Origin of the sequence: Streptomyces sp. 4N124, assembly GCF_052245395.1 — a bacterium.
In the GTDB taxonomy this organism is placed as follows: domain Bacteria; phylum Actinomycetota; class Actinomycetes; order Streptomycetales; family Streptomycetaceae; genus Streptomyces.
On the sequence record NZ_JBQQBS010000058.1, the window covers coordinates 59,519 to 67,175 of the forward strand.

At 70.8% G+C, this 7,657-nt stretch carries 8 protein-coding genes and 1 riboswitch; of the genes, 4 read left to right on the forward strand and 4 right to left on the reverse strand.

The features are described 5' to 3' along the window. Positions 1 to 41: 41 nt before the first annotated feature. Both ACTWQO_RS39100 and ACTWQO_RS39105 read right to left on the reverse strand, forming a co-directional pair. Positions 42 to 698, reverse strand: coding sequence for an SCO2322 family protein (locus ACTWQO_RS39100; protein WP_443242136.1), 657 nt, complete (start codon positions 696 to 698; stop codon positions 42 to 44). Continuing rightward, entirely contained in the window at positions 695 to 1,906 is a 1,212-nt protein-coding gene (locus ACTWQO_RS39105) for a prenyltransferase/squalene oxidase repeat-containing protein (protein WP_443242137.1), read from the reverse strand. The genes ACTWQO_RS39100 and ACTWQO_RS39105 overlap by 4 nt, the downstream gene beginning before the upstream one ends. A 119-nt stretch (positions 1,907 to 2,025) precedes the next feature. Next, positions 2,026 to 2,152, reverse strand: a riboswitch (cobalamin riboswitch). 48 nt (positions 2,153 to 2,200) lie between these two features. On the opposite strand from ACTWQO_RS39105, the gene ACTWQO_RS39110 reads away from it, so the two are divergent. After that, positions 2,201 to 2,863, forward strand: coding sequence for a phosphotransferase (locus tag ACTWQO_RS39110; protein WP_443242138.1), 663 nt, complete (start codon positions 2,201 to 2,203; stop codon positions 2,861 to 2,863). Here ACTWQO_RS39110 and ACTWQO_RS39115 read toward each other — a convergent pair. Beyond that, complete coding sequence (locus tag ACTWQO_RS39115) at positions 2,853 to 3,296, reverse strand: nuclear transport factor 2 family protein (RefSeq protein ID WP_443242139.1); 444 nt, start codon at positions 3,294 to 3,296, stop codon at positions 2,853 to 2,855. The genes ACTWQO_RS39110 and ACTWQO_RS39115 overlap by 11 nt on opposite strands. 26 nt (positions 3,297 to 3,322) lie before the next feature. Then, on the reverse strand, positions 3,323 to 4,351 hold the full coding sequence (locus ACTWQO_RS39120; protein ID WP_443242146.1) for an MBL fold metallo-hydrolase: 1,029 nt from the start codon (positions 4,349 to 4,351) through the stop codon (positions 3,323 to 3,325). 177 nt (positions 4,352 to 4,528) lie between these two features. On the opposite strand from ACTWQO_RS39120, the gene ACTWQO_RS39125 reads away from it, so the two are divergent. From ACTWQO_RS39125 to ACTWQO_RS39135, 3 genes are all read left to right on the forward strand, one after another. Continuing rightward, positions 4,529 to 5,986, forward strand: a complete 1,458-nt coding sequence (locus ACTWQO_RS39125; RefSeq protein ID WP_443242140.1) for an aldehyde dehydrogenase — start codon at positions 4,529 to 4,531, stop codon at positions 5,984 to 5,986. A 4-nt stretch (positions 5,987 to 5,990) separates the two neighbouring features. Further along, positions 5,991 to 6,224, forward strand: coding sequence for a ferredoxin (locus ACTWQO_RS39130; protein WP_443242141.1), 234 nt, complete (start codon positions 5,991 to 5,993; stop codon positions 6,222 to 6,224). A gap of 359 nt (positions 6,225 to 6,583) precedes the next feature. Further along, the coding region (locus ACTWQO_RS39135) for a class III lanthionine synthetase LanKC N-terminal domain-containing protein (RefSeq protein WP_443242142.1) at positions 6,584 to 7,657 on the forward strand (1,074 nt) is incomplete at its 3' end.

Below are 7,657 nucleotides of genomic sequence, written 5' to 3' on the forward strand. Positions count from 1 at the left end.
CCCCAGCGGCACGACTGCCCGCAGGCTCCGCAGATTGGCGACTAGCCATTCCGGCGCCGCCTTGCTTGCCACACCGCCGCTGCGCCCAGCAAGGCCACCACCCCCGCGCCCGCCAGCAGTCCCACCGACGGACCGCCGTCCTTCTTGCCCTCTGCCTTGCCCTCTGTCTCTGTCGGTTTCGAGGTGCTGTTGTTCTCCCTCGTCACCGGCTCCCCGCACCCCGTCTTCGGATAGCCCGCGATGGCGCAGAGGAGGGCGTTGGTGTTGTAGCGGAGGGGTTTGGCGACCGTGGCCAGGGCCTCGGCGGTGGTGGCGTCGGGGGAGACCACCGCGCAAGCCCTACGGGGCTGTGGTGGGGTTTCTCGTCGGGGCGCGTCCGTCGCCGTACCGAAGTCGAGGACCAGGGCGATCCGCTTCTTGCCGTCCTTCGGTGGGGTGTTGGCGCAGATCGAGGCGAAGTCGGCGGTGCCGCGGGGCTTGGTCGCGTCTGCCGAGTCCTCGCTCACGGCGAAGCGGAAGCCCTGGACGTCGCCGTCGGAGGGGACTGCGGTGGACGGGCCCTGCGTGGCGTACGTCCACGTGTTTCCGTCCCGGTCCCAGAACGACCAGTAGCGGTAGCCGACGGCTTGCGCCTGCCCGGTGCCCAGGGCCAGGACGAGCAACGTCAGCAGCAGGGCCGCGGCACGGCGGAGCCTCACCGCTGCTGCCTCTTGGTGCGGCCGCTGAGCAGGAAGCCGATGCCGATACCGGCGACGAGACCGACGCCGACGATCCACCAGACGTTGGAGGAGGAGTCGTCGTCGCTCTCCTCGGCGGGCGCGGCGGCCTGGTCGGTGGTCTGCGGGGCCGGGCCCGTCGCGTTGAGCTGCTTGACCAGGTCCGTGCCGCCGAAGTCGCGGGGGTCGGTGCCTGTGGCGTGGGCGGCGAGGATCAGCTGGGCGTAGGCGGCGGGGCCGTTCTGCTTGGCCCAGGCCGCGGAGTTCTGCTTGAGCCAGGTCAGCGGCTTCTGCGCCGCCTTCGGGCCGCCCGTCACGGCGAGGGCGACGACCGCGTCCGCGGTGTTGCCGTAGTCGGGCTGGTCCTCGGCGCCGGCGAGCGCGGACTTCAGGTAGCCGTCCTTGCGTACCGTCTCGGCCAGGTAGGACGCGCCGTTGGCGGCGGCCTGGTCCGGGGTGGGTCGGGTGGCGTCGGCGCAGGTGAGGTCCGTGTCGGCGGCGGTCTTCGCCGACTCCATGCTCATGCCCTTCATGCCGACCACGGCCGCCGCCGTCGCATCCGCGTTGGCGGTCAGCTTGCCCTTCTTGTCCGGCTGGTAGGCGAAGGCGCCGCCGTCGGCGCACGGCAGGGCCAGCTCGCGCAGGGCGTCGTAGGGCGACTTGCCGCCGGTCACCGCGGTATCGGGGTCCTGGCCGGTGGCGTTGAGGGCGCCGATGGCGACGGAGGTCGAGTTGGCGTCGCTGGGTCCGCCGGGGGTGTAGCCCCAGCCGCCGTCCTTGTTCTGCACGGACTTCAGCCACTGCGCCGCCTTCACGGCGACGTCCATGTGATCGCCGTCACCGGCCAGGGACAGGGCCTGGGCCGCGGCGGCCGTGCTGTTGGTGTCGACCATGACCTTGGCGTCACAGGCCTTGGCGGGCTCGGCGCGGAAGGCCGCGAACGCCCCGTTCTCGCACTGCTGCCCGAGCAGCCAGTCGATGGCCTGGGCCGCGGGCTTCACGTCCGACTTGATCTGCGCGATCAGGGCCAGTGACTGGCGCCAGACACCGTCGTACGTCGGGTCGGTGCTGCCGTACAGCCCGTCCGGTACCGCTGCCGACGGGGAGGGGGACGGGGCGGCGACGGCGGGCGTGGCCGCGCCGATCGCGACGAGGGCGGCCAGGACCGCGGCGCTGCGGCGGACGTTCATGATCGGCGGGTGCCTCTCCCTGCAGGGAGCCGGGCAGCACGGGACACCCCGGGCGGCTCGGCTCCGTATACCTCGACGGTGCCGTGCACCGGCCGGTTGCCGGTACACCTGAGCCGGTCACGATCCGCACGGGGCAGTCCGGCTCACCGGCTTTCGACGACCGGTTCACGGTTGCGGGTCAGCGCCGGATTTGCACCGGCTTCCCCCCGTACGGGTGTGATGACGACCTGCCCACTCTACCGGCCCGTACGCGAACGGCTGAGGGGCGGCTGTGCGCCGGGCTAGGTTCGGCGCATGCAGCCACCGGGGAGACTGCTCGGCTCCGGCCGTGACGCCGACGTGTACGAGATCGACGCGGCGTGGGTCCTGCGCCGCAGCCGGCAGGGGTGGGGGAACGCGGCGGCCGAGGGCGCCGTGATGGAGCACGTGCGCGCGTACGGCTACCCGGTCCCGCAGGTGCGCCTGTCCGACTCCTCACGTACCGACCTGGTGATGGAACGCCTGTCGGGCCCGACGATGCTGGAGGCGTGCGTCGCCGGTTCGCTGGGTCCGGAGCAGGCCGGCGCAATCCTCGCCCGCCTCCTCCGCGACCTGCACACCATCCCCGCCCGCCGCTCCGAGACGGCCCGCATCCTCCACCTCGACCTGCACCCCGAGAACGTCATCCTCACCGCCGACGGCCCCCGAGTGATCGACTGGACCAACACGGAGGAGGGCGACCCGGCGCTGGACTGGGCCATCTCGTCGACGATCCTCGCCCAGGTCGCCGTCGCCGACACCCCCCTCGCCGCCCCCGCCACCACCCTGCTCACCGCCCTCCTCACCGACCCCTCCCACCTCACGGAGGACGCCCTGACAGAGGCCCGGCGACGGCGCGCGGCCAACCCGACGATGAGCCTTCGGGAGGTCGAACTCCTCGGCGACGCAGAGGCGTTGATCCGGTCGCTCATGCTCTAGGCGTCGGCCCGGCGAAGGCGAGGAAGAGGGTCCGGGAGGCCAGCAGCCAGGTGCCTTCGGCGGACCTGCGGAAGGCGTCTTCATAGTGGCCGACCTGGACCGGGGGACCCGCCGGTGCCATGCCGCCCTTGTGGCCGTCGATGCGGTGGGTGGTGAAGTACGAGGTTGCGGTCGCCGCGTCCGGGGAGGTCACCGTCACCAGGATGTTGGTCATCATGCGGCGGGACAGTCGGTCGGCGGGGCGGGAGCAGAAGTACTCCCGCAATGCGTCCCGTCCCTCGATCAGCCGCTCGCCCTCCGGCCACTCCCACCTGCCGTCCTCGGTGAACAGGTCGGCGACGGACGACGGTTCACCGAGGTCGAGGCGGTGGACGAAGTCGATGATCAGGCGTTCACAGGCGCGCTCGGCAGCCAGAAGGTCATCCATGGTCATCAACCAAACCTACGCACGCCGGCAGCTCACACCGCCACATACGCCACCGGATCCGTCCCCGTCACCGCCTCCGCCCGTCCCAGCTTCACCAGCCTGCGCAGATGGGCCTCCGCCTCCGACACGGCGATGTTCCTGGAGCCGTACGGGATCTGGTCCCAGGGGCGGTTCCACTCCATGCGTACGGCGAGTTGCCAGGGGGTGAGGGGTTCGGCGAGGAGGGTGAGGAGGCTGGTGAGGCGGTCCTCGTGGTGGGTGAGCAACTCCCGTACGCGGGCGGGTGCGTCGGTGAAGGTGTGCTGGTGGGCGGGGAGGACCTCGGCGGGGGCCAGGCGGCCCACGCGTTCGAGGGAGTCGAGGTAGTCGCCGAGGGGGTCGGTGACGGTGGCGTCGTCGGGATCCTCGTACAGGCCGATGTGCGGGGTGATCTCGGGGAGCAGGTGGTCGCCGGAGAACAGGCGGCCGTGGCCCGGGAGTTGGGAGGGGTGTTCCTCTTCCAGGTGCAGGCATACATGGCCCGGTGTGTGGCCCGGCGTCCAGATCGCGCGCAGGCGGCGGCCGGGGAGGTCGAGGAGTTCGCCGGGGACGATCTCGCGGTCGGGCAGGGCGGGGGAGAGGCCGGGGACGCCGGAGCGGAGGCGTGGGGTGCGCAGGGGCGCGATGTGTTCCTCGGGGGCGCCGACCGCGGTGAGTTTGCCGGTCATGTACGAGGCCCAGCGCCCGGGACCGGTCGAGCGGGCCCGTCGTACGAGTGCCGTGTCCGCCTCGTGCATCGCGATCCACGCACCGGACGCCTCACGGACCTTGGCGGACAGGCCGTGGTGGTCGGGGTGGTGATGCGTGATGACCACGCCGTGAATGCCGGCCGGTGAAGTCCCGCATGCCGCGAGCCCGTCGGCGAGCGTGTCCCACGACGTCGGGTCGTCCCAGCCGGTGTCGATCAGAACCGGTCCGCGGTCGGTGTCGACGACGTACACGAGCGTGTGCCCGAGGGGGTTGTCGGGGATGGGGACCTGGATCGACCGCACGCCACCGCCGTGATCGGACACCTGCGCCATGAGCTCCCCCATCGCCGTCTCCCGGCCACTATAACTAGAACGAGTTCCGAAGGTAGCCCGAGTCATCCGTCCCGGTGGTGTGAGATCCGTGGACTCCTCGGAATGGAACTGGTATCAGTTCTCGTATCTGATGAAGCGTCAGAACCGGCAGAGTCAGCTCGCGGGAGGCAGTCGGCCATGACCGAGCTCGTGGAACACGGACAGCTGTTCATCGGCGGGGAGTTGACCGACCCCCTGGGCAAGGATGTCATCGAGGTGATCTCGCCGCATACGGAAGAGGTCATCGGACGCGTGCCGCACGCGTCGCCGGCCGACGTGGACCGGGCCGTCGCCGCCGCGCGCACCGCGTTCGACGAGGGACCCTGGCCGCGGATGTCGCTGGACGAGCGGATCGCGGTGGTCACCCGGATCAAGGACGCGATCGCCGTACGGCACGAGGAGATCGCCCGCGTGATCTCCTCCGAGAACGGATCGCCGTACTCCTGGAGCGTCCTCGCGCAGGCGCTCGGCGCGATGATGGTGTGGGACGCGGCGATCACGGTCGCGCGGGACTATGTGTACGAGGAGACGCGCACCGGCGTGCTCGGCCGCATCCTCGTGCGCCGCGAGCCCGTCGGGGTCGTCGCGGCCGTCGTCCCCTGGAACGTCCCGCAGTTCGTCGCCGCCGCCAAGCTCGCGCCCGCGCTGCTCACCGGCTGCACGGTCGTCCTCAAGCCGTCGCCCGAGTCGCCGCTGGACGCGTACATCCTCGGCGAGATCGCGAAGGATGCCGGGCTGCCGGAGGGCGTGCTGTCGATCCTGCCGGCCGACCGCGAGGTCAGCGAGTACCTGGTCGGGCATCCCGGCGTCGACAAGGTCGCCTTCACCGGCTCGGTCGCCGCGGGGAAGCGCGTGATGGAGGTCGCCGCGCGCAACCTCACCCGCGTGACGCTGGAGCTGGGCGGCAAGTCGGCGGCCGTCGTGCTGCCGGACGCGGACGTCGAGACAGCGGTCGCCGGGATCGTCCCCGCCGCCTGGATGAACAACGGGCAGGCCTGCGTCGCCCAGAGCCGCATCCTGCTGCCACGCTCCCGCTACGACGAGTTCGCCGAGGCCTTCGCCGCCGCCGCGGGCGCGCTGGTGGTCGGCGACCCGCTGGACACGGCGACCCAGGTCGGCCCGCTGGTGGCAAAGCGCCAGCAGCAGCGCAACCTCGACTACATCCGCATCGGCCAGGAGGAGGGCGCCAAGATCCTCACGGGCGGCGGGCGTCCGGCGGGGCTTGAGCGCGGCTGGTACGTCGAGCCGACGCTCTTCGGCGATGTCGACAACTCGATGCGGATCGCCCGGGAGGAGATCTTCGGGCCCGTGATCTGCCTCCTCCCCTACGGCGACGAGGACGAGGCCCTGAAGATCGCGAACGACTCCGACTACGGGCTGTCCGGCAGCGTGTGGACGGCGGACGTCGAGCACGGCATCGAGGTCGCGCGACAGGTCCGTACCGGCACGTACTCGGTGAACACCTTCAGCCTCGACATGCTGGGCCCGTTCGGCGGCTACAAGAACAGCGGGCTGGGCCGGGAGTTCGGGCCGGAAGGCTACGGCGAGTACCTCGAACACAAGATGATCCATCTCCCGGCGGGCTGGGAGGCGTAGCGACATGGGCGACCGCTGGCAGGTCGAGGTCGACCGCTCCATCTGCATCGGCTCCGCCCAGTGCATCCACCACGCCCCGGACGGCTTCCGTCTCGACCCCGGACGACAGTCCCACCCCGTCGACCCCGAGACGGACGCCAACGAACAGATCCTGGAGGCGGCGGAGAGCTGCCCGGTGGAGGCGATCATGATCACCCTGCTGGGCAGCGGGGAGCCGGTGTTTCCGCCGGAGGATTAGTCGGAAAATTTCTATTCAGGGGGTTCCATAGCGCCCTGAGCGTTTTATCCTGGTTGTAGGCCTACGGGACGAGTGAGGGAGTCCAACCGGAGTAGCCGACTCTGGCGGCAGGCAGAGGCCACCGCCGGTGCCGACGTCGACGGTCGGGCTGAGAGGCCGGAAGGTCGTAGTAGTCGGACGACCGGAAGGCGACCCCCAGTCACCTGATCCGGGTCATACCGGCGAAGGGAACCCGTCTCGTAGGTCATTCATGTGTCCGGACCCGTGCATTTCGCATGGCGGATTCATGACATGTGCGACTGTCCGCCTCGCCGGACGGCGTGGAACTCTCGAATCCACGCCGCCTCCGAGGAGGGCCGATGGACAGGCGCTACGAGATCTACTGTCTCGCCGACCGGATCTTCTACGAGACACCGGACCGTCTGTCCGCCGTCGCCAGCGGTACCGCCGCCCGCTTCGAGGCCGCGCAGCGGCCGGTCGCAGAAGGCTGGACGAGCTTCACCTCAGGTGACTGGCTCCAGCTCGCCCCGGTCGACGAGCACGGCACGCCGTGCCCCGGGCTCCCGAGCCAGGGCTGGAAGATCCACGTCTCGGCCTGCCTCGACAACGCCGAGAAGACCGCCGCCAGGCTGTGGGACTACTGCGTACCGCGCGGCATCCCCTTCAAGTTCGTGCCCGGCGCCCAGCCGCTGCTCCTGCGCAACTCCAAGTACGCCGGCCGCGGCGACAGCGGCAAGTTCGCCACCCTCTACCCGGCGGACGAGACCGAACTCCACCGGATCCTCCAGGAGTTGGGCGACCTGCTGGCCGGCGAACCCGGACCCGGCATCCTCAGCGATCTGCGCTGGAACGAGGGCCCGCTGTACGTGCGCTACGGCGGCTTCACCGAACGCCACTGCGTCGACGAGAACGGCGTCGTCGTCCCCGCCGTCGAGGACCCGGACGGCCGGCTGGTCCCCGACCGCCGGGACCCCGCCTTCCGGCCCCCCGAGTGGGTGCCGCTCCCGGAGTTCCTGCGCCCGCACCTCGACGCCCGGAACGCCACCACCACCCACGACCTGCCGTACCGCATCGAACGGGCGCTGCACTTCTCCAACGGGGGCGGGGTCTACGCCGGCACCGATGTGCGTACCGGCGAGCAGGTCGTACTGAAGGAGGCCCGGCCGTACGCGGGACTCACCGTGGACGGAGCGGATGCCGTGACCCGCCTGGAACGGGAGAAGGCGGCCCTGGAGCGGCTCACCGGGCTGGGTGTCGCACCCGGAGTACGGGACTGGTTCACCCTCGGCGGCCACCGCTTCCTCGTCCTGGACTTCCTGGCGGGCAGCACCCTCAACTCCGCGGTCGTGCAACGTCATCCGCTGCTGCAGCCCGAACCGGAACCGGACGCCGTCGCCGCGTACACTCGCTGGGCGTTAGGGGTGCACCGCGCC

What these genes read in the sequence shown, in the direction of transcription:
- ACTWQO_RS39115 (WP_443242139.1), bottom strand. Translation starts at nt 3,296, where the DNA reads ATGACCATGGATGACCTTCTGGCTGCCGAGCGCGCCTGTGAACGCCTG.
- ACTWQO_RS39130 (WP_443242141.1), top strand. Translation starts at nt 5,991, where the DNA reads ATGGGCGACCGCTGGCAGGTCGAGGTCGACCGCTCCATCTGCATCGGC.
- ACTWQO_RS39105 (WP_443242137.1), bottom strand. Translation starts at nt 1,906, where the DNA reads ATGAACGTCCGCCGCAGCGCCGCGGTCCTGGCCGCCCTCGTCGCGATC.
- ACTWQO_RS39110 (WP_443242138.1), top strand. Translation starts at nt 2,201, where the DNA reads ATGCAGCCACCGGGGAGACTGCTCGGCTCCGGCCGTGACGCCGACGTG.
- ACTWQO_RS39125 (WP_443242140.1), top strand. Translation starts at nt 4,529, where the DNA reads ATGACCGAGCTCGTGGAACACGGACAGCTGTTCATCGGCGGGGAGTTG.
- ACTWQO_RS39120 (WP_443242146.1), bottom strand. Translation starts at nt 4,351, where the DNA reads ATGGCGCAGGTGTCCGATCACGGCGGTGGCGTGCGGTCGATCCAGGTC.